General features: G+C 38.0%; 15 protein-coding genes. 14 read left to right on the forward strand and 1 reads right to left on the reverse strand.

The window, feature by feature from the left end; all coding sequences use genetic code 11:
* Nucleotides 1-41 precede the first annotated feature (41 nt).
* The 6 genes from P0Y49_03460 to P0Y49_03485 all read left to right on the forward strand — a co-directional run bounded on the left by P0Y49_03460 (nt 42) and on the right by P0Y49_03485 (nt 9,328).
* Nucleotides 42-3,449: a SusC/RagA family TonB-linked outer membrane protein gene (locus P0Y49_03460; GenBank protein WEK20206.1), complete on the forward strand. Its 3,408-nt coding sequence runs from the start codon at nt 42-44 to the stop codon at nt 3,447-3,449.
* Nucleotides 3,450-3,458: 9 nt separating this feature from the next.
* A complete protein-coding gene (locus tag P0Y49_03465; protein WEK20207.1) occupies nt 3,459-4,853 on the forward strand; it encodes a RagB/SusD family nutrient uptake outer membrane protein in 1,395 nt (464 codons plus the stop codon).
* A 25-nt stretch (nt 4,854-4,878) separates the two neighbouring features.
* The gene (locus P0Y49_03470) at nt 4,879-5,409 is read left to right on the forward strand and encodes a hypothetical protein (GenBank protein ID WEK20208.1); all 531 of its coding nucleotides are present in this window, start codon (nt 4,879-4,881) and stop codon (nt 5,407-5,409) included.
* Between the two features lie 11 nt (nt 5,410-5,420).
* Nucleotides 5,421-6,149: a hypothetical protein gene (locus P0Y49_03475; GenBank protein WEK20209.1), complete on the forward strand. Its 729-nt coding sequence runs from the start codon at nt 5,421-5,423 to the stop codon at nt 6,147-6,149.
* A 22-nt stretch (nt 6,150-6,171) separates the two neighbouring features.
* Nucleotides 6,172-7,701: a TlpA disulfide reductase family protein gene (locus P0Y49_03480; GenBank protein WEK20210.1), complete on the forward strand. Its 1,530-nt coding sequence runs from the start codon at nt 6,172-6,174 to the stop codon at nt 7,699-7,701.
* A 94-nt stretch (nt 7,702-7,795) separates the two neighbouring features.
* Complete coding sequence (locus P0Y49_03485; GenBank protein WEK20211.1) at nt 7,796-9,328, forward strand: TlpA disulfide reductase family protein; 1,533 nt, start codon at nt 7,796-7,798, stop codon at nt 9,326-9,328.
* A gap of 102 nt (nt 9,329-9,430) precedes the next feature.
* Here P0Y49_03485 and P0Y49_03490 read toward each other — a convergent pair whose 3' ends face one another.
* Complete coding sequence (locus P0Y49_03490; GenBank protein WEK20212.1) at nt 9,431-11,347, reverse strand: DEAD/DEAH box helicase; 1,917 nt, start codon at nt 11,345-11,347, stop codon at nt 9,431-9,433.
* Nucleotides 11,348-11,745: 398 nt separating this feature from the next.
* Here P0Y49_03490 and P0Y49_03495 point away from each other — a divergent pair, with 398 nt between their 5' ends.
* The 8 genes from P0Y49_03495 to P0Y49_03530 all read left to right on the forward strand — a co-directional run bounded on the left by P0Y49_03495 (nt 11,746) and on the right by P0Y49_03530 (nt 22,945).
* Nucleotides 11,746-12,057: a hypothetical protein gene (locus P0Y49_03495; protein WEK20213.1), complete on the forward strand. Its 312-nt coding sequence runs from the start codon at nt 11,746-11,748 to the stop codon at nt 12,055-12,057.
* A gap of 140 nt (nt 12,058-12,197) precedes the next feature.
* Nucleotides 12,198-12,794 carry a sigma-70 family RNA polymerase sigma factor gene (locus P0Y49_03500; protein ID WEK20214.1) on the forward strand — a complete coding sequence of 199 codons (597 nt, stop codon included), beginning with the start codon at nt 12,198-12,200 and terminating at the stop codon, nt 12,792-12,794.
* Nucleotides 12,795-12,869: 75 nt separating this feature from the next.
* A complete protein-coding gene (locus tag P0Y49_03505) occupies nt 12,870-14,030 on the forward strand; it encodes a FecR family protein (GenBank protein ID WEK20215.1) in 1,161 nt (386 codons plus the stop codon).
* 325 nt (nt 14,031-14,355) lie between these two features.
* Nucleotides 14,356-17,727, forward strand: coding sequence for a SusC/RagA family TonB-linked outer membrane protein (locus P0Y49_03510; GenBank protein WEK20216.1), 3,372 nt, complete (start codon nt 14,356-14,358; stop codon nt 17,725-17,727).
* Nucleotides 17,728-17,737: 10 nt separating this feature from the next.
* Entirely contained in the window at nt 17,738-19,222 is a 1,485-nt protein-coding gene (locus tag P0Y49_03515; GenBank protein WEK20217.1) for a RagB/SusD family nutrient uptake outer membrane protein, read from the forward strand.
* A 27-nt stretch (nt 19,223-19,249) separates the two neighbouring features.
* Nucleotides 19,250-19,981, forward strand: coding sequence for a DUF4843 domain-containing protein (locus P0Y49_03520; protein ID WEK20218.1), 732 nt, complete (start codon nt 19,250-19,252; stop codon nt 19,979-19,981).
* Nucleotides 19,982-19,997: 16 nt separating this feature from the next.
* Nucleotides 19,998-21,605, forward strand: coding sequence for a PKD-like family lipoprotein (locus P0Y49_03525; protein ID WEK20219.1), 1,608 nt, complete (start codon nt 19,998-20,000; stop codon nt 21,603-21,605).
* 107 nt (nt 21,606-21,712) lie between these two features.
* A complete protein-coding gene (locus tag P0Y49_03530) occupies nt 21,713-22,945 on the forward strand; it encodes a thioredoxin family protein (protein WEK20220.1) in 1,233 nt (410 codons plus the stop codon).
* Nucleotide 22,946 lies beyond the last annotated feature (1 nt).

Consider the following 22,946-nt stretch of genomic DNA (forward strand, 5'->3'; position numbering starts at 1 on the left):
TTGTTCAAGTGTCAGCAAGCGGTTTTGCTCAAAAACTGACGATGAAACAAAAGCATGCTACACTCAAAGAGGTCTTTGAGCAGATCAAACAGCAAACCGGATACGATGTAGTCTGGAAGTCGGAACAGTTGAAAAACACCAGGGCCATAACTGTGGACTATATTGATGCAGAAGTTGAAAGAATTCTGCAAGATATCCTTCCAGGGCAGAATTTAGATTATGTGCTTAATGGTAAGGTGTTTGTAATTAAGAGATTAAGTGTTGTTCCTAAGCTGAGAGAAGGACTGCCTGCCTTTCGTGACATGGGGCTGGCTTTATCTACACGAATTGATGTGCGTGGTAGAGTTTTGGGAGAAAATAATAACCCATTGGTGGCTGCGGTTGTCAGAATTAAAGGTACCAGAACTACTACGATAACCGACAACAATGGGGAGTTTATGCTAAAAGGGCTGGATGACAAAGCAATTTTAATCATTTCCTTTGTGGGGTATGAAACTTTAGAAATTAAAGGGGCAGAATCGTCTAATTCCATAAAACTCGTATGGAGAAACGAAAAACTCAATGAAGTACAAATTGTAAGTACGGGTTATCAGGAGCTTCCTAAGGAGCGGGCTACGGGGAGTTTTACCACCATCGACAATAAAACGATAAACCGTAGTGTTTCGACCAATATTCTAGATCGGTTAGATGGGGTAACGAGTGGGCTTTTGTTTACGCGTGGCTATTCAGGTCTAGGCAGCAACAACCCTAAAATTTCTATACATGGTCGGAGTACCCTATTTGCAGGGGCAGAACCCTTAATTGTTGTCAACGGTTTTCCTTATGATGGTACAATTGATCAAATTAATCCAGCTGATGTAGAGGATATTAATATTTTGAAAGATGCTGCAGCCTCTTCTATTTGGGGCAGTAGATCTGGAAACGGGGTGATTGTGATTACCACAAAAAGCGGGCATAACAATCAAAAACTTAAAATTGAAGCCTCCTCCACCTTAACGATAACGGATAAGCCAGATTTGTATTACCCAGCTCAATTGTCGGCTGCTGAATTTATTGATTTGGAACAATACCTTTTTTCCAAAGGTCTTTTTACCTACAATTTTAGTAACCCATATAATGTAGTGTCGGCAGGGGTGGAGATCTTTAATCAAAGAAAAAATAATAAAATTACCAGTGCCGATTCGGCGGCTAAAATTGATGCTTTGAAAAGTTACGACATCAGAGCCGATCTAAATCGGTATATGTATAGACCCAGGGTACAGCAACAATATCAACTCAATTTAAGTGGTGGAACAGAAAATTATAGGTATTACATGTCGGGAGGATACAATAAGAATCTGGAAAGCAGTGTGTCTGCTCATAATGAGCGGCTCACCTTAAATCTGAACAATACCTATGGTTTATTTAACAATCGATTAGAATTATCAGGAGATGTGAATATTGCCTCAATTAAAACCCATGCGAAAACAGCTCCTTATAAGCCTTATACGCCTTACGATCGCCTGGTAGATGAAAATGGGAATTCATTAGCTGTAGTCAGAGATTATCGAATGTCATATGTAGATACCGCAGGCAATGGCAAATTATTAGATTGGCATTTTCGTCCTATTGATGAATTATTGCCCAACCAAGAGGTTATAGCAGATCAATATCGACTAAAAGTCGGTGCAAATTTTAAAATTATAGCGGGTTTGTCCATGAGTACCAATTATATGAGTTTGAATGAATATACCAATACTGAAACGCTTAGTGGGGTGGATAGCTACGCTGCCAGAAATTTAATTAACCAATATTCTTCAATTTCTGGAAATACACTGAACCGAGTGATCCCAATGGGAGGTATTTTTGGTAAAAACAACAATGTGCTCAAATCACAATCCTTTCGGTCACAATTAAATTATCACAAAATCATAGCAAATGATCATGAAATCACTGCTATACTCGGCTATGAAGGAAGTGACAGCCGTTCAAATATAGCTGGTCAGGCCTATTATGGTTATGATGCTGAAACATTAACCAATGCCAATGGGACTATAGATCCTTTAAAACTATATAAGCTTTATTATGGGCAAGGCGCTGGGCGTATTAATACAGCACCCGATTTGAGCAGAGGCATAGATATCAATCAATCCTACTATATCAATGCTTCTTATGGTTATAAAGGCCGGTACATGGTGTCTGGAAGCGCAAGAAGGGACGAATCTAATATCTTTGGCGTAAAAACGAATCAAAAAGGTGTCCCTTTGTGGTCAACAGGCATGGCATGGATCCTGGATAGAGAAAAATTTTATGATCTGGAATGGTTACCAACATTGAAACTTCGTTTAACTTATGGCTATAATGGTAATGTGGATAAAACGGTATCCGCTTATCCAACTGCAGCAGTTTCTTCACAAAATTCATCAAATATCAATGGTGATGCATTTGCCAAGCTCGTAAACCCACCTAACCCCTCTTTAAGATGGGAGCGCGTGAAAACCTGGAATTTAGGATTCGACTTCGGCTTTAAGCGTAGTATTGTTACTGGAAATATTGATTTTTATCAAAAAAATGCTTTCGATTTAATTGGGAATAACCTCATTGCCATGCAATCGGGCATTTCACAATTTAGAGGTAATGGCGCTAATCTACAAACAAAAGGAATTGATTTACAGTTGAATAGTCGAAATTTGACTGGGGTACTCCTTTGGGCGAGTACATTTTTATTCAACTTTAATACCGATAAGGTGACCAAATATGATGTTAAACAAAGTTCAAATGCGAGTATACTAGTCTACAACGGTCAAAATCCTTTAGTGGGCTATCCTTACAATGCAATTTTTAGCTTCCCCTCTGCCGGATTGGATGCTGCTGGCGCACCGCAGGGTTATTTGAATGGAGTGGTGAGTAAAGATTACGGTAAAATTAACAACCTGCTTGATCCCAGTCAATTGATATTTCATGGTTCAGCTACTCCAAAATATTTTGGTAGTCTAATCAATACTTTTAATTATAAAAACTTTGAATTGACCTTCAATATCATTTACAAATTTGACTATTATTTTAGAAGAGTAGGTGTTTTTTCTGGCAGTAATTATGGTTCTGCAGCAGGGTTGAACTATCGCTTAACAGCCTACGATCAGCGTTGGCAAAAACCTGGTGATGAACTTTTGACACATATTCCGGCGCTAAATTATCCTGGGGTTACTGGTCTGGATCAGTTCTTTACCTATTCAGAAGATCTTGTTGGAAAGGGGGACCACATTAGATTACAGGATCTTAGGTTGAGTTATAATTTAGCTAAGCATAATTTTAACAAATTACCATTTAAAAGCGCCAGTGTATTTTTTTATGGCCAAAACCTGGGTATTTTATGGAGACAAAATAGATTACATATAGATCCCGATTTTGGATCTAATAGTGTACCTCAGCCTTTTAGTGGTTCCCTTGGCATTAACCTTACTTTATAAGTTAAAATCATGATAGCTATATATATGAAAAAGATGATGATTATTCTAGGAATTTTCGCATTGCTAGGCTGTACCAAAAAACTGGATCTGAAACCTGATAGTCGTGTAATCGTACCAAAATCAGCAAATGATCTCCAATTAATTTTAGATAATACAGATGTGATGAATATGACCCCTAATATAGGGCTTGTATCTGCTGATGAGTATTTTTTTTCTAGTTTACGGGCATGGCAGTCAACCTATTCTCCTGTAACCAGAACTGTATCAGTTTGGCAAAAGGACCTATTTGCTGGAGAGACTCAAGTAGGTGATTGGACAGGACCTTATAGTACAATTTACTATTGCAATACTGTGCTGGATATATTGGCTACCCAGGATATCAGCAATGATAATGAGAAGCGGATCCTTAAAGGATGGGCACTATTTGCAAGAGCGTATACTTATTATAATTTAGTTAGTATTTTTTCAAAAGCCTATGATCCATTAACCGCATCGCAAGATTTGGGCGTTCCCTTGAAATTAAGTGCTAATATTGACGAAATTCTTCAGCGAGGCAAGCTGGAACAATGCTATAACCAAATCATTTTAGATGCAAAAGCGGCTGGCGACTTGTTGCAACAGGACATCATTTCCAATAAAAGATCACGTCCCTCTAAAGTCGCAGCTTATGCTTTACTGGCAAGAGTATACTTAAGTATGGGTAAATTTACGGAGGCAGAGGCGTATGCAGACAAGACCTTGTCCTTGTATTCAACATTGACAGATTACAATCTAATTAGTAAAACTGCTGATGGGGCATTATCCTTTAATAGTGAAGAGGTAATTTATTTAACCTGTGGATATGGTGATTATGCTGAGATTTCCCCTGGTTTAAGTACAACTTATGGAATCGTTCCCGAATTGATCAATCTATATAATCCCTCGGACTTAAGACTACCCATATATTTTCAGAAAAATACTTTAGGTAATTACAATATTAGAAGTCTATACACTGGTAATAGCTCGCTTTTTTCAGGATTAGCCACAGATGAAATTTATTTAATTAAGGCCGAATGTCTGGCTAGACGCGGCGAAACGCTACAATCCATGAGTTATTTGAATCAATTGGGTATAAAACGATGGGATCCAAAGGCAACTAGTCCATCCAAACCTTATGAAAACCTGACCGCCAATACGCCTGAAATTGCGCTCGATAAAGTTTTGATTGAACGTAGGAAAGCACTTGTATTTCGCGGTATCAGATGGACGGATTTGAAAAGGTTAAATGTGGAGGGGCGGAATATTACCATAACCAGAAAATTAGACGATCAAATATTTACGTTGGAACCCAATAGTCCAAGATATGTACTGCCCATCCCAGACGATGAAGTGGCACTGAGTGGAGTAGCGCAAAACGTTAGATAAAAAAAGTATACTAAAAATCAATAAGATGTACCTAAAAAAAATCAATAAACTAAGCACCTTAACGGTAGTTTTGATGCTAACCGGACTATTAGTGAAGGCACAGCAGCAGCAAGCAAGTCCTGACCTTACAGGGGTCTGGATTTATAACGCTCAAAAAAGTAACCTCGAAAGTTATCCGGCCTTTGTTTTCCCTAAGGGCTTAATTGTGAAAACAAGTCGGGATTCTGTTTTTGTAAGTCAGGTGATCAGCTATGCTGAAGGAAAAATAACGGCAAATACGCAGCCCCAAAAATATGCTTTAGACGGAAAGCCATCGGAAGTTATGGTATCGGATAGCACTAAAGCCAGGCTAACTTTTAAAATCTCAGCAGATCGTAAAAGTGCAACTAAAAACATTCGTTTACTCTACACCAATAAACCTGATCAGGTACTGCGCAATACGAATGACATTTGGACTCTGTCTGAGGATGGAAAGGCGCTGGTCTTGTTATTTACAGATCAAGTAGATGGCAGCAAAGCTTATACCGTAAAAGGAATATTTGATAGATACAATTAAAGCTACGAAAAATGAAAAATATCTGGATATTAGTATTTGCAATGTATTTTGCTGCATGTAAAAAGGATGCTGAGGTTTTTAAGACCACCAGCTCAATAAATGTGATTAACGCAGCGGTAGATCTTGGGGGGCTAAAAGTAAATCCTACAGGAAAAGCTTATAGTTTCGCTAAAACTACAGATCAAGTGCTTTATGGTGCCAATCGATTTTATTATGCAGAACTGGGCTACAAAGTATTGATTGCCGTACCCACTGCGGATACCACAAAATTGTTGTTTAACGAATCCCATCATATGGAATCCGGGTTTTATACCCTATACATTTCCGGGACCGCAGCAAAGGTAGAGAGCATGTTGCTTAAGGAGGTTGATTTTCCTTTTATTAAAACTGATGTAAACACCCCCGCGTCAGCAAATTTTGTGACCAACGTACGCTTTGTAAACTTATCACCCAATAGCCCGGCTGTTAAAATTAAAATTAAAAATAACGCGGTCAATGAAGTGGATAATTTGGCCTACAAGGGGATCAGTAATTGGAACAGGTATACCAATAAAGCAACGGCAACAACGGCATACATTTTTGAAGTAAGAGATGCAAGTTCCGATGCCCTACTATTGAGCTATACGTTTAATGCTACGGTTAGCAATAGATTTAAAAATGTAGCCCTGATCATTAAAGGGCTGGTTGGGACAAGCACAGGGGTAAATGCCTTTGGGATATTTGTTGTGAACTATTTTTAATAGAATTAATTACCAATTTATTATGAAAAATAAAAAATTTTTACTGCTCATCGCAATTGTTTTCATGATCAGCTCATTGAAAGCGCAAAGCTATAGTTTTAACATTAAAGGTAAGCTCGATTCCACTATAGTTGACTATTTTAATAACAAAAGTATCCTGATCAAGCTCTACGATCCGGTGAAAAATTTGCTGGGAGAGGAAGTTATCACTGTTTTATTGGATTCAAAAAGAAGATTCAATATAAATGTGAAGTCTGCTTCAGCATTAACTTATGCTTCGTTTTGGCTTGTAAATGATGGTGTTAACGATTTGATGCTAGGTGCTTTACTGCCATTGACCTTTCCAGCGAGGCCTCACGACGCAGAAGAATATTACTTGTTTGAAAATGGTGATGACATTACTATGGATGTTTGGCCGAAGGGGTATCTTCTTTTTTCTGGAAAAGGCGCAGAAAAATTAAACTGCCAATTCGATATTTATAATATTGAAGGGGGATCAAAAGCTGTAACGAGTAGATGGATTAAACTGGAAAATGCTAAAGACCATGATAAAGCATTTAAATTAAATGCTGATGAGGTAAGTTTAATGACAAAATTACGTTTAAAGTTATTGGAAAGCTATAAGGGTGAATTTAGTGAATCGATATACAATAGAATTTACTTAGATGCGATTGGCAACGCACGTTTATGGGGATTAACTGAAAAAAGTAACTTAATTGTATATGCTCGTAATGAAGCTGCATTGTCCGCGTTTAGAAATTTAAATAAAATGCGTGCTGATCAGGAACTAGAATTGACTGTTGATTCAAATTTTATACCTTATTCTGCCTATTATCCAGCATATATCTTTGAAAAAGAATGGAACATACAGCGGTTGTATGCTAAGGATGCAGCTACTGGAGATTCATTTGTAGGGATGTATGGTGTTTTACAACAAAAATATCAGGGTGCCTTAAGGGATCAATTGCTCATGATAGGTATCAGTAAATTGAATCGTTATTTTTCAGCTGAAATTCAATCGAGTTTAGGATTAGTGATGAAATCCATAACTGACCCTGCTTATAAAAAAACATTGATGGCCTGGCAAAAGAAACAAAATGAAGTCTTTCCATTTGAACTACAAGATACAGCAGGTAACATTCGTAAATTAAGTGATTATAAAGGTAAATTAGTCATTGTTGATTTTTGGTTCACCGGATGTGGGCATTGTGAGATATTAAATAAGACGATGGAAACGATCATTAAAAAGTACGAAAACAATAAAAATATTGTCTTTTTAACCATCTCTTCCGACAGCGACAAAAAGACATGGATAAAAAGTGTCTCAACGGGCTTGTATACCTCTCCAGGTACAATTAATTTATATACGAATGGACTAGGATTGGGACACCCAATTATAAAACATTATGGTTTTTATAGTGCTCCACAACAATTAATCATTGATAAAAATGGAATGTTAATTACATCACACCCCCCTCGTCCAGATGGGGGTGTAGATTATATGAAAAATTTTACTCAAATCATTGATAAGCATCTTAACGGTTTAAATTAATGATTTAAAGCTCGTTGATATTTGACAAATCATATTAAGATATTTTTAATAGCATTAATTACCATTTATTATGAAAATAAATACAAACCCACATATGAATCACTATAAAAAATTTTTACTGCTCATCGCAATTGTTTTCATGATCAGCTCATTGAAAGCGCAAAGTTATAGTTTTAACATTAAAGGTAGGGTCGATTCAACTATAGTTGACTATTTTAATAACAAAAGTATCCAGATAAAGCTCTACGATCCGGTGAAAAATTTGCTGGGAGGGGAAGTGATCACTGTTTTATTGGATTCAAAAAGAAGATTCAATATAAATGTGAAGTCTGCTTCAGCATTAACTTATGCTTCGTTTTGGATTGTAAATCAGGGGAATAACGAAATTGGGCTAGGTAATTTACTGCCATTGATCTTTCCAGCGAGGCCTCACGACGCAGAAGAATATTACTTGTTTGAAAATGGTGATGATATTACTATGGATGTTTGGCCGAAGGGGTATCTTAGTTTTTTTGGAAAAGGCGCAGAAAAATTAAACTGCCAATTCGGTATTTATAATATTGAAGGGGGATCAAAAGCTGTAACGAGTAGATGGATTAAACTGGAAAATGCTAAAGACCATGATAAAGCATTTAAATTAAATGCTGATGAGGTAAGTTTAATGACAAAATTACGTTTAAAGTTATTGGAAAGCTATAAGGGTGAATTTAGTGAATCGATATACAATAGAATTTACTTAGATGCGATTGGCAACGCTGGTTTATGGGGCTTAAGTGAAAAAAGTGGCTTAGTAACATTTGCTCGTGATGAAGCTGCATTGACCGCGTTTAGAAATTTAAATAAAATGCGTGCTGATCAGGAACCAGAATTGACTGTGGATTCAAATTTTATACCGCATTCTGCCTATTATCCAGCATATATCTTTGAGAAAGAATGGAACATACATCGGTTGTACGCTAAGGATGCAGTTACCGGAGATTCATTTGTAAAGCTGTATGATGTTTTACAACAAAAATATCAGGGTGCCTTAAGAGATCAATTGCTGATGATATGTATCAGTAAATTGAATCGTTATTTTTCGGCTGAAATTCAATCAAGTTTAGGATTAGTGATGAAATCCATAACTGACCCTGACTATAAAAAAACATTGATGGCCTGGCAAAAGAAACAAAATGAAGTCTTTCCATTTGAACTGCAAGATACAGCAGGTCATATTCATAAATTAAGTGATTATAAAGGTAAATTGGTCATTGTGGATTTTTGGTTCACAGGATGTGGGTATTGTGAGATCTTAAATAAGACGATGGAAACGATCATTAAAAAGTACGAAAACAATAAAAATATTGTCTTTTTAACCATCTCTTCTGACAGCGACAAAAAGAGATGGATAACAAGTATCTCAACGGGCTTATATACTTCGCCTGGTACAATTAATTTATACACGAATGGACTAGGGTTGGGACACCCAATTATAAAACATTATGGTTTTTATAGTGCTCCACAACAATTAATCATTGATAAAGATGGAAGGTTAATTACCTCACACCCCCTTCGTCCAGATATTAGTTTAGCTGCTATGAAAAATTTTACTCAAATCATTGATAAGTATCTTAACGGTTTAAATTAATGATTTAAAGCGCGTTGAATTCATTCCTATAAAACAAAGTAAAGTGATGCGCTATCACATAGCGCTCACTTTACTTTAGCATTAGAAATTCTTTGGTTTGTTTTAAAATAATTGCAAATTCACAGCCGACTGTTGTGCTGGCGAAGAAGAACTGGGCTTTGTACTGGCCTTTGCTTTATGTTTATTGATCCATGAAGTATAATCTTCGGCTTTAATAGGGTCCTTTAACAAGCCCGAAGCATATTGCATCAAGGCGATTCTGTTTTCTATGACCTGTCTGTATTTTTGCATCAGGTGCTGAAGCTGTTGCTGGATCTTGTTTTTTGGTTTTATCCTGATATTTTTATTAAGCTGATTGATGAGCTGTAAGTTCAGCTCTTTAATGAAATAGGTTAATGCAGATTCAATTCTGGCCTGAAGCGCTTGCTGTTCCTTAAAGCCATTTTGTTTATGCAGCTGTTTTACCTGATTTTGGAAACGGTCCGACAGGGCCAATAAGTCCGTAACTGATTTGTTAAGTTGGGCAAGTAAAGATTTAAACTCCGGCAGGATTGATTTCACAACGTCAGGGTTAGCAGCCATGGTCTCCAATCCGGTATAAATACGGCTGAAAGAAAAATGATTCAGTACCAACTGCAGGATAAAACTTTCCTGCGCAGTGATGAGGATGTTGTCAAGTTCTGTTTCCTTGGCAGGATTCATATAATTGAGAACCTCTGTATTTGATCTTAAGCTTTCAGTACTGATTTTTGATTTTAAAATGAGACCGTTCAGTGTTCTTACACGACTTAGAGCTACATATACTTGTCCGGCGACAAAGGATTTTCCGGCATCAATAATGGCACTGTCGAATGTTAAGCCCTGACTTTTATGAATAGTTACTGCCCATGCCAGCTTAATCGGATATTGAGAAAACTCACCTACCTGTTGTTGAACAATAGCTTCTTCCGTATCGGTTTTGTATTCGAAGGATTGCCATGAAGTTTTTTCCAATAAAAAGTCTTCTTCATTGGGAAAGGAAATGTAGATTTCACCTGCTTTAACGGATTTTACCTTGCCAATTTTTCCATTATAGAATTTACGATTCTCGCCGGTATCGTTCTTGATGAACATAATCTGGGCACCTTCCTTCAATTTTAAGCTTTGCTCTGCCTGCAAGCCTAGATCTCTGAACTCTCCACTTACTTCACCCTCAAAAGTATATTCAGTACCTGTAAGCTCATCCAGCTTCTCTTTATTGATACTATTGGCTTCCGCATTGTGAGAAGTGATGATGATAGGGCTTACCTCATCTGCTGTATTAGGGGTAGGATTATATCTTTTGTTTAACAGTTCCAGTCCGCTTTCGTCGATCTGGTTGTTTCTGATGTCATTTAAAATATTGATGAATTCCGGCTCAGTCTGACGAAATACTGTGCTGAGCTCTATTTGCAAAACAGGGTTTTTGCGGATGACCAAGGCATCAAAAAAATAAGGAGAAGGGTATGCTCTGCTTAAAAATGCCCAGTCTTCCCTTTTGGTAACCGGAGGCAGCTGATATAAATCTCCAATAAGGAGTAATTGTACGCCACCAAAAGGGGCATTGTTTTTCCTTACTGCACGGAGTATGGCATCAATCACATCTAGCAAATCGCAACGCACCATCGAAACCTCATCGATGATCAGGAGTTCGAGCTCATTAAAAAGGCTTGTTTTTTCTCTGCTGTAACTTAAATCAGAAACCATCGATTGAATGGAGAGTATACCCGATTGGAGGTTTTCAAGACTAATGTCTCCCGGAAAAAAAGAGCCAGGAGGCAATTGAAAAAAAGAATTGATGGTAGTGCCTTTAGCATTCATTGCCGCAACTCCTGTTGGAGCGATTACGGCCATCTTTTTCGAACTGGTTTCCTTGATTCGTTTTAGCAGGGTCGTTTTTCCTGTTCCCGCCTTTCCGGTAAGAAAAATACTCTGGTTGCTGTAGTCTATAAAAGATAGGACCTTGTCGAAAATTGAATTAGAAGAACCGCCATTATTCATTCAACAAATTTAATTGAATTTTTTTGCTGTTGTGCGTATTGTTGATAATGTATCACCGAACTTATGCTTTCATAATGCCTTTACTGATCTTCTATAATGGTTGGATACCTACGCCGGAGTTGCTCCGGAATAAAGAGGGGGTTGGTTCGGGTATAGAAATCGAAACAACCCCGTGTCAATAACGACTCAACCCCGACGAAGTACCATAGAAGGTATCCTACCACATAGGACGCACTATAGAAGCACTATGGAACCACTGGTATGCGTTATGCTTCCTATAAGTTCTGCGCTTGAGAAATTCGCCTTAAATTTTTATAGTAATGACCTATGGGTGTTAATTATTTCGGGAATATTAATTAGCTTTGCTAAAAATAGTAGTATTACTGAGATTTTAGCCGATGACCGTAACTGTACTTGCGATTATAGAACCAGATGTTAAGCCAGCACCACCACTGGCAAAAGTGATGAACGAAAGACTTGTACGCTTTGCCAAAGAGCTGCAGGATATACACCTGAAGGGGCTGGAAACAGTTGAACCCTTATTTGATGATGTAGTGATTTACATTGGTTATAATAGTAAATACAGTGTGCGCTGGAAGATTGTGAACGATGTTCCCGGAAGCATAGAGTCTGAAGTTGCTGATCAGTGTGCAAAGCTTGGTTATATTAAATGGAAAACCACTGTTTTTGGTGTGATCGATAAATCTTAGCCCTTTCTTTTTACCAATATCCTTTTATCTGATATTTAGCTCTCTTCAGAGCCATTACAATCTATAAAAATAAATGAGTCCCAAGTGGAAATAATTATTTAAGATTGCACTCGCAATAATTAAATTAATTAGGGGCATAAATGATATACAGCAATTTTTCTGATCAGGAATTGGTAGCCTCGTTAAAAGATGGTAGTGAATACGCTTTTGAAGAGTTGTATAATCAATACAAAGAAAGACTTGCCGGTAATTTATATAAGTTATTGAAATCTGAGGAGCTGACCAGAGAAATCTTACAGGAGTTGTTTTTAAAGCTTTGGGATACCAGAGCACAGATTGATCCTGAAAAATCTTTTAAATCGTACTTATTTAAAATTGCCGAGAACATGGTGATCGATTATTATAGGCGAGCGGCCCGCGATAAAGTAATGCGGGATAAAATGGTTTTGGCCAGTACCGAAATCTATACACACATAGAAGAGCAATTGTTTAGAAAAGAAAATGCGGAGATGCTGCAACAGGCAATTGAATTAATGCCACTTCAGCGGAGAAAAGTATTCATTTTGTGTAAGCTGGAGGGAAAATCGTACAAGGAGATCGAACTAATTCTCGGGATTAATGCAAAAACCATTAACAGCCATTTGTTTCAGGCCAATAAATTTTTAAAACAGCATTTTATGTCCGGTTCCGGAAAGGGCTTGATGGTTATAGTAGCATTGATTTTAAAAGGAATCTAAAATAATAGCAGTTTATTTTACTTTAGGCTAAGTACTTTTTTTTGTTCATACGTATTAGCTGTAAAAAGAGAGAGATTGAAAGATTCGAAACACACCAAAGCACTTTATCAAAGATATCTGGATAACGATTATACGGCTGAAGAGCTGAAAGAGTTGTTGGAATATTTTTACAATTCAGCGAACGAAAATGAATTGAGTAGTATGATTCAAGATGAATTAGAAAGTGAAGAGAATGGTTATGAATCTCATGCTGCAGTTCAATCGTTGCTTCACCGCTTGGATCAGGAGTTACTTGCTGCAGTAAAAGAAAGAAATAAACCTGTAAAAACCATAAGAATATGGTATCGTACAGTTGGGGCTGCTGCAATATTAATTGTTTTGGGTATAGGTATGTTCTTTTATAGCTATAAAAAACAGGTGTCCGAAGATGAGAAGCTGATTGCAGGAAAAAGTATTGCGCCGGGCAAGAACACAGCAAAGCTTACACTGTCCGACGGCAAAACCATTAGTTTAAGCGATGCTAAAATGGGGATCGTAATAGAGGCAAGCAAATTAACCTATAATGACGGCTCTGCTGTTTCTGAAAGCAAGATGCCAACTAAAAATTTAACCGTAAATACTCCTCGGGGTGGGCAGTATAGAATTGTTTTGCCCGATGGTACCCAAGTATGGCTTAATGCTGCATCTGTGCTTAAGTTTCCTTCAAGCTTTGCTTTGCTCAAAGAGCGGAAAGTTGAGTTGATTGGCGAAGCCTATTTCGAAGTAACTAAGGACAAAAACAAGCCTTTTATTGTGAAGAGCAAAGGTCAGGAAGTTCAGGTGCTGGGAACACACTTTAATATTAATTGTTACACGGATGAAGCGAGTATAAAAACTACTTTAATTGAAGGTAGTGTAATGGTGTCAGGAAAGCAGGAACACGTTGTTCTTAAACCCAATCAACAAGCTGTGTTAAACAACGAAATTGAAGTGAAAAATGTGGATGTCGAGAATGAAATTGCCTGGAAAAATGGAGACTTTATTTTTGATAGTGATGAGCTGGAATCTATCATGCGCAAAATATCAAGGTGGTATGATGTTGAAGTCTTTTACACTGAAAAGCCTAGCAAAAAAATGCACTTTGGAGGGATTGTATCAAGGACTAAAGATATATCCGCAGTGTTAAAGATTATGCAGTCAACCGGTCAGGTTAGCTTCAAAGTAGAGGGACATAAAATTACAGTAACACAAAATTAACGCAGCTAATAATCCAGTAACCTAAACCAAACGAACCAAACAAAATGAAAGAAAAAAACTTCTCTTAGTACGGACTACACCCCCGTAAAACAAGGTCAGGGATGCGCTAACACCCCTGACGGCGTTCGGGCCGATGCGTCAAAGATGCGACTAAACAACTTATTTACGATCAAAACCCAAACTATTCAAATGTATGAATTTTTACAAATTTGTATGTAGTCTTCCTGGCTACGTCATTAAATGCCTATCAGTTAAGGGCTTGATTTTTAACTGGGTCAGGCAAACCAATAGAAGAAAGCTGCTTATGCGAGTTAACTTGACTATATTGATTTTAGTTACCACCTTTCTACAGGTTTCTCTTGGAGCAAGAGGACAACTTGTAACCTTAAATGAAAAAAATGCACCGCTTGAAAAGGTGTTTAAAGAGATCAGAAAACAGACCGGATATGATTTTTTCTACGATTCTGATCTGATAAAAGCAACGAAACCCATCAGTATCAACATGAATAAAGTTGATCTTAAAGATGTTCTTGATTATTGTTTTATTAATCTGTCATTAGTTTATGCATTAGAAGAGAAAACGGTTATTGTTAAAAAGGCAGGCACAACATTTAATTTCAGAAAAGATATTGATGTAAGAGGCAAGGTCCTGGACGAAAAGGGGAAACCTTTGGTTAATGCAACTGTAAAAGTTAAAAACACCAATAAAATTACGAAAACCAATAGTCAGGGGGATTTTGAGTTTAAAGGTGTAGACGATAAAGCCATATTGGTTATTTCTTTCCTGGGTTTTAAAACCAAAGAAATACCAGCCAATCAGCACAGTCCCTTTAACATTACCATGGAAACGCAATCGGCCGAATTGGAGGGGGTAAATGTGGTTTCTACAGGTATTGTTGATAGAAATCTAAATACCTTTACCGGTGCAGCTGATCGCATTACCAAAGAAGAGCTGCAGCGTGTCAGCAATAAGAATATTGTTCAGAGTTTGAAGGTTCTGGAGCCATCCTTAATGATCTTTGACAATTTGAATTTCGGCTCAGATCCAAATGCTATGCCCCAAATGACACTTCGGGGTAATTCATCCTTCCCTCAAGATGCATCAAGTGATTTGAAAGGTGATTATATCAATAATCCCAATCAACCACTCTTTATCTTAGATGGTTTTGAAGTGGGGCTGACTAAAGTTGTGGATCTGGATATGAATCGTATCGAAAGCATCACTATCCTTAAAGATGCCTCAGCCAAAGCTATATATGGTTCAAAAGCTGCCAATGGAGTCGTTGTCATTGAAACCAGGAAAAACACAGAGAATAAAGTCCTGGTTACTTACAATGGAAGTTTGGATGTGGAAGTGCCAGATCTGAACAGTTATAACCTGACCAATTCTGCAGAAAAGCTGGAAGCAGAAAGGATTTATGGTATGTATTCCCAAATAAGTCCATACGCTCCCAACTATGCCACCCAATTGACATTGGATCAGCAATATAACCAACGCCTCAAATCGGTGCTTTCTGGTGTCAATACCGATTGGATGTCTTTGCCACTCCGGAATGCCATTGGTCAGAAACATGGTGTATCCATGGAGCTTGGGGACCGTGATTTGAAATTAATTACCGACTTTTCTTATAATAACGTGGCTGGTGTCATGAAAGGCTCAGACAGAAGTGTGATAGCGACCTCAGCGATGATGTCTTATCGATTTAAAGGGTTCTTATTCCGTAATATCATCAGCTATACAGATGGGACCAGTAACGATTCTCCATACGGAACTTTTGCTGATTATTCCAAAATGAATCCTTATTGGACGCCTTATGATGAATTTGGAAATTTAAAGAAAAATGCAGAAACCGGACTTGTTCCTTATGTTGGAAGTACTTCAACAGCTATAATACCTTTCCCAAATCCTTTGTATAATTCTACGTTAAATACGAAGCTATCCAAAAAATACACGGAATTCACCAATAATCTTTATTCCGAAATCATGCTGATGAATGGATTAAAAATGCTTTTGCGCGGAAGTTTTACCAATACAAAAAACCAAGCTGATGAATTCTATCCGGCCAACCACCTCAAGTTTGATAATTATAAGGATGATGACTTTTTCAGAAAAGGGTCGTACAAGAAGAATGAAGGAACACAAATGCGCTATTCGGGCGATATCAATGTCAACTATAACAAACCATTTGGAGAAAAACATTTACTGTTTGTCAATATGGGGGCTACTATTAGTCAACGTACGTTTGAAGAAGTCATATACAATACAGAGGGATTTCCTAACGATCGGATGAATGATATTCTATTTGCAAAGCAATACAGTAAATATCAAAACAGACCATCAGGATCAGAAGGAACCACGCGTGATTTGGGCATATTATCCATTGCCAGTTATTCCTATGATAACCGGTTCTTTGCGGATGCTTCTATTCGCAGTTCTGCCTCTTCACAGTTTGGAGCCAATAAACGTTGGGGTACTTTCTGGAGTACTGGAGTGGGGTGGAATATTCATAATGAAAAGTGGATGAGTGATCTTCATATTTTTGAAAGATTAAAAGCCAGAGCTTCCATGGGATCTACGGGGTCGCAAAACTTTAGCTCTTACCAATCTATCTCCACATACAGCTATTTTATGGACAAGGTGTACCAGGGGTTTTTAGGGTCTTACCTGAAGGGACTGGCTAATCCGGATTTGAAATGGCAGCAAAAAATGGATTACAACGTAGGAATGGATTTTTCTATGCTACGCAAATTAACGGGTAGGTTTGATTATTATAGATCCATTACTGAAAATACACTAGTGGACTTTACACTTCCTCCTTCTACCGGATTTTCCAGTGTAAAAGAAAATTTAGGTAAGATCAAGAATATAGGTATGGAATTGATGTTGACTTATAATATTTATTCTGATCCCAAACAGCGCTCTTTCTTCTCTGTTACGGGGTCAGCAATCAGAAATAAGAATGTGATTGTTTCCATATCTGATGCCTTGAAAACTTATAACGAAGCTCAGGATAAAATTGCGGGAGATAGGTTCAACAATAAACCTGTAACAAAATACTACGATGGTGTCTCGATGGATGCGATTTGGGCGGTACGTTCTTTAGGTATAGATCCGGCTAACGGTCAGGAAATCTTTTTGACTAAAAACAACGAAAAGACCTACACTTATTCTCCTGCCGACCAGGTTGTTGTTGGGAATAAGATTCCTAAAATATCGGGTTCATTTGGTCTGAATGGGGAATACAAAGGCGTGGGACTTTCAGCTTATTTTAGATTCCTTTACGGTGGACAGATGTACAACCAAACCTTGGTAGATCGTGTTGAAAATGTGGATATGAGTTATAATGTGGACAAACGTGTGTTGAATAGTACATGGCATCAACCGGGTGATATTAAGCCATTTAAAGCATTAGGGTCTGTGGAAATTCAACAGCCAGATGGTTCCTGGTTGAGACAATTTGTACGCACCCAGGTTTCGGATCGTTTTGTGATGAATCAGAATGAAATATCACTGGCCTCTTTGAGTTTATCTTATGATTTTTATCGTTGGAATTACCTGAAACAAATGGGGATTGAGCGTTTGCGTTGTGCCTTTTACACGAATGATGTATTCACGGCTTCGACCATACCGACTGAACGCGGTTTGAGTTATCCGTTTGCCAGAAAATTTTCATTTAGCTTATCTGCCACATTTTAAAACTAAAAAAATGAAAAGAATTATATTCGCAATTATAGCCATTCTGAGTTTAAGCTCTTGCAAGAAATGGCTTTCCATTTCACCTAAATCGGAAATTGCCTCCACTGAGCTTTTTAAATCGGAACAAGGCTTTAAAGATGCGCTGATGGGCGCATATTTATTGATGACTGATAAAGGTACTTATGGATTTGAAAGCACCATAGGTTTTGTAGATGTTTTGGCTCAACAATATCCAACAACAGCTTCCGGACATCCTTATGCCAATGTCTCTACCTACCAATATCTTAATGGAACGGTAATGGGCATGAAGGATAATATCTGGTCAAAAAACTACTCGGTTATTGCCAATTTGAACAATATCATCAATACCATTGATAGCTATAAGGATAAGATGCATCCAACCCATTATGCCATGATTAAGGGCGAAGCTCTGGGTTTAAGAGCTTTTATACACCTGGATCTTTATAGACTTTTTGGCTATGGCAATTTGAAAAATGCACCACAAGGTTTAAATGTAGTGGGACTCCCTTATGTCAATACCTACTCTAAGCAGATTACACAACCAGTGGCGGGTAGAGACTATCTGGACAATGTAGAAAAAGATCTTTTGGCGTCTGAAGCCCTAATGTCTAAGTATGACATTGTTCTGAATACATCAAGTTTCGATCTGGGTGTTGAGATTCCAAACCAGGATCAATTTTACAATAACAGAAGAATGCGTTTTAATTATTACGCGGTTAAAGCCACTCAAGCCCGTTTGTATCTATGGAAAGGAGACTATGAGAAGGCCAGAGATGCAGCAGAAATCGTAACGACCAAAGGGTGGGGTACCCTGGTATCCTTTAACAACGGTAATATCAATGATCCGAATGCAGTAAACAAGGATTATACCTTTAGCACCGAGCATATCTTTGCCTTGAATGTGCAGAATATGTTCGAATATATTAAACCTTATATTGACCAATATGGACCGGATGGATTAAATACAAATAACCAGAGGTTAGCGCATAGCGGTAGCATTGCTAATACCTTATATGAAATCAGTACTAAGGACGGGATGTCTCTTTCTGATTATAGGTATAAGGAGCTTTATAAAAAGATTTCTCAAACGGATTATCTATTATTAAAATTTACCTATGTGACCAATTCAACTTTCAAAGACCGCATGCCTTTGATCAAGCTGCCGGAGATGTTTTATATTTTAGCTGAGTGTTATAATGAACTTGGTAATAGTTTGTTGGCGGTACAGCAACTAAACACGGTACGTACCAATAGAGGGATTGCAACGACCTACAAGCTCAGTGAAAGTTTAAATCAAGAGCAGGTACGGGCCGAAATACAGCTGGAATACCGTAAAGAATTTGTGAGTGAAGGCCAACTCTTCTATTTCTATAAACGAAGAGGCAATTTGACTATTCCAAATACCAACAAAGCGATGGACAATAGCGTATATGTGCTACCCCTTCCACAACGAGAAATCGAACTGGGCAATTAATGGTTAAAATTCTAGCACCAAAATATTATGAAAAGAAATAAAGCAATTTTTAATCTTTCGCTCTTCCTTCTGTTGCTTCTGGGCGCTTGCAAGAAAGAGCAGTTGAAAATCTATGAGGATAAATCCCCATCCCTGTATGGGCTTTCCGGTTATTCGTATTCCTTTATTGAGGATCTTACAGCGCAAACGAAGACCATCTACCTTACGGTCAGGCTATCCGGTGAACTGAAGAATTATGATCGTAACTTCAAAATAGAGACGGTCTTCGATAGTACAACTACTGCCAAACCCGAATGGTTCGAAATTAAAGAAGGTGTATTACCCAAGAATAGCACTGAAGGGCGTGTCGCCATTGTCTTGAAACGTAATAAAACTGTAGATACCTCTTTAGTTAACCTGACTGTACGACTTTTACCTTCAAATGAGTTGGGTACGATGCTTGGTACGATGTCCAAAGTAACCTGGACGGCTAAGATCATCCAACCTGTTAACTGGTCATGGATGCGCTATTATTTGGGGGCGGATTTTTCTACAGGCTGGTACCAATTTGTAATGCAGGTAACTGGAAGAACCTCTTTTCCTTACTATCCTACCTTAGCGAGCTCTGACCCTGTAACTTGGTGGATGTCGGCAGGTGAAATACAAGCCTGGGGATTGAAAGTGAAAGAAGCACTTATCGAGTATAATCTGCAACACCCGAATGATCCTTTTATTCACAATGATGGTCCCAAAAAAGGCCTTCCAGTTGTCTTTTACTAAATTTTAACAAAAAGAAATGAGACATATTATCTATACATTATTTTGTATCACTGTGCTAATGGGGTCCTGTATTAAGGACAGGTCAACACTGAATCTTTATAAGGTCTCCAATATAGGCATTGATACTGCAGGTTTACCTGTAAAATATACAGTATTCCAACAGGGCACATTATCAGTAAAACCCACTGTAACTGTAGAAAATACCTACAGAGAGCGTCTGAAGTACAAATGGACAATGAATGCCTATCAAGGGTATGAGCGTGTGGTGGGTACCCAAGAGCATCTTAATGCCGTCATCACCGAGTTGCCTTCAGCAATTTCGTATAAATTGATTTTTACGGCAACAGATTCCACAAATAATGTCAAGGCTTTTTTTACCTGGGACATAACCGTTATTTCTCCATTTGGTCAAGGCCTTATTGTGGCAGATACCCGTGATGAGCAGAATAGTGATGTCAATCTGATTATGGCCTTTAACTTTACAACGTCAATATTAAAAGACAGTGCAAGCACAAATATTATGCGTAATGCTTACAGTACTGCTAATGGTCAAAAGATCAACGGAATTGTCAAACGACTCAGCTACCACAAGTATAATAGTTATAAGGATGTTACTTTCATGACTGACAAATCCTTTATCCGTATTGACCCCAACTCTTATATGAAGAAAAGTTTAGATAATGAACTTTTTGCCCTTCCGCAGGATAAGATTCAACCTGATGATATATCTACAGCCCACTACCTAAATCAACACCAGTATATCATCAATAATGGAAAAGGCTATGGTCGGTATGGCGACAGTCAAAAGTTCGGCTATTCTTTCCTGGCATCTGATAAGAAGGGCTATCAGGCCAATAAAATTTTGGGATTACAAAATCCGGGCGTAGTGCAATCTGGGGGTGTCTTGTACGATGAGTTAAACAACCGCTTCCTTTTATTGCCGAGGATGACCTCTATGGCCGATCCACTCAGAAATTTTGATGCAACAGATCTGAACAATCCCTTAACTAAATTTGATCCCAATAATATGGGCAACAAGACCTGCAGGTACTTATTTGAGGGTTATGATGCACGTATTATTGCCATTATGAAAGAACGTGATCAGGATAAATACTACGCCTACCAGATTAAACTAACAAATCCCTTTACAGGGGCAATGGGAATAGCCGTTAATGACCTTAGTCAAAATCCCGAAATTAGCACTGCGAAGTACTTTACCTCTTCCAATATGGAGCAGGTCTTATTCTATGCCACAGAATACAAAGTTTATGCGACCATCACCGAAATTGGAGTGCCTTCAACGACCAGTCTACGGTATACAGTAAAACCGGGAGAGAAGATCACAGGTATGAATATTTATTATGGTGCAGGGGTTTACGATCCAGGAGCAGGACGTATGTATTTGCCTAGCACAAGTGACCCCACAAATTGGGCTAAGCGTGTAACACTTAATGCTGCTCAACGATTGGTCATACTCAGTACTTATAATGAAAGTACCAAAGAAGGAAAGATTATCACTATTCCTATTGAAACATTAGGCGTAGGAGGGTTAGTGACCAATCCGGATTACATCCGCACCTATGATGGTTTTGGAAGAATTACTGCATTTGGTATTCAGATTTAGTATACATTTTTAGGTTTTGGAGGTATTATGGCCTTCAAAACCTAAACTAACGTGAGGACTGCTAGAAGTCAAAAATAAATAAGTATTAAAATAAAACAGTTCAAAAAATGAAAAGTTTAAAAGTAATAGTATTCGGTATCTGCCTTATTTTATTGGGGCATGAGGGGTTTTCTCAAGGGATTAACTTTCAGCACAACCTGGAAGAAGCCATGAAATTGGCCAGGCAGGAAAACAAAATGATTTTTGTGGATTTCTATACCTCATGGTGTGGCCCTTGTAAGGCTATGTCGGCCGATATATTTCCACAGAAATCTGTGGGCGACTTTTACAATGATAAATTTATCAATGTCAAGATACAATGCGACGATTCAGGTTATGGAGTAGAATTAGGCAAACAATACAAGGTGCAGGCTTATCCTACCCTGATGTATCTGGATGCCAATGGTACCACAGTACACTCTGTAGCGGGTGGTATGGACACACGAGGCTTTATCGAATTAGGAAAGACTGCCTTGGATCCCAACAAAAATCAACTGGTTCTGGTCAAACAATGGGATGCTGGTAATAGAGATCAGGCTTTTATGGCCAGGTACTTCCAGATGCTGATCAGATCTTACCGCGGTGATAAAGCGCACTACGATTTTGAAAAGTATTTTGAATCGCTTCCCAAAGACAAAAAAGCTTCCAGGAATACCTATGATCTGATGAAAGTTGTTAATGTGGGACCTTTCTCCCCATCTTTTGAATACATGGAGAAAAATACAAAGGACTTCTATAAGTCCATTGGAAAACCAAAAATCGACAGCGCTATTGCTACCGCTTATCTTTGGTATTTTAAGGGGCTGCAAGCCGGAGGTTTTAGCAGTAAGGATGGTATGACCGAGTTTAATGCCAAAATGAAGCTGTTCAAAGATAAGAAATATCCTTTCTACGATGAGTATGCAGAGTATTATGCTGTCTTTGACTCTAAAGGTGCCGACGGGAAAGATGACATCAATCTCTATATGAAAAGAGGCACAGACTTCTTGAATAAATATGGTAAAAAGAATGATGCTTATGCCGTATCGTTGACCAGCATGTTAGGCAATTGGACTGGTGGCAAGGATAAGGGTGCTGCAGGCATACAATGGATGGAAGAACTGTTCAAGCGGAATAGAGATCCTAAGTATTTGAACACTTATTTTTATATCCTATGGCGCAACTATCATTGGGATCAAGCTTTAATAGTAGGTGATGAAATTAAAGCGAATCTGGTAAAAGAAGGGAGCTCTACGAAGACTATAGACGACCAAATCAAAATGGTAACCGATGCAAAAGAAAAGTATAAAAATAGATCTTAAT

The sequence above is a fragment of the Candidatus Pedobacter colombiensis genome (assembly GCA_029202485.1).
Classification (GTDB): domain Bacteria; phylum Bacteroidota; class Bacteroidia; order Sphingobacteriales; family Sphingobacteriaceae; genus Pedobacter; species Pedobacter colombiensis.